Consider the following 568-nt stretch of genomic DNA (forward strand, 5'->3'; position numbering starts at 1 on the left):
AACAAGTGGGTGTGTCACGTTGGACATGAGGCCATGGAGGCCGTGACCAAATTCGTGGAACAGGGTGCGGGCATCATCAAAGGTCAGCAGGGTTGGCTCACTCTCTGGTGCTTTTGAGAAGTTCATCACGTTGACGATGATTGGGCGGACATCACCTTTCAGCTTCTGCTGTGAGCGGAAGGCGCTCATCCATGCACCAGAGCGCTTTGAAGCGCGGGCGAAGTAGTCGCCGATGAAGATGCCGAGATGGTCGCCGTTTTTGTCAAAGACTTCAAAGACACGCACATCCGGATGGTAGACGTCTTGACCTTTCAGCTCTTTGAAGGTGAGGCCAAACAAACAGGTTGCGGTGTAAAAGGCCGCTTCGATCATCTGATCCAGCTGGAAATACGGCTTGATCTCAGCTTCATCCAGATCATGCTTAGCGCTGCGGACCTTCTCTGAATAGTAACGCCAGTCCCACGGAGCGATCTCAATGTTGTCGCCCTCAGATTGCGCCATATCTTGCAGGTCAGCGGCTTCTTCCAGTGCTCGTGCCTTGGCTGGTCCCCAGACATTGGAGAGCAGA

At 53.7% G+C, this 568-nt stretch carries 1 protein-coding gene; it reads right to left on the reverse strand.

Features of this window, described 5'->3' with window-relative positions; all coding sequences use genetic code 11:
• Nucleotides 1-568, reverse strand: a 568-nt coding sequence (locus PPL9_RS31475) for a M3 family metallopeptidase (RefSeq protein WP_161831392.1), incomplete at both ends; no start/stop codon positions are given.

It is taken from the genome of Pseudovibrio sp. POLY-S9, from assembly GCF_001431305.1.
GTDB lineage: Bacteria > Pseudomonadota > Alphaproteobacteria > Rhizobiales > Stappiaceae > Pseudovibrio.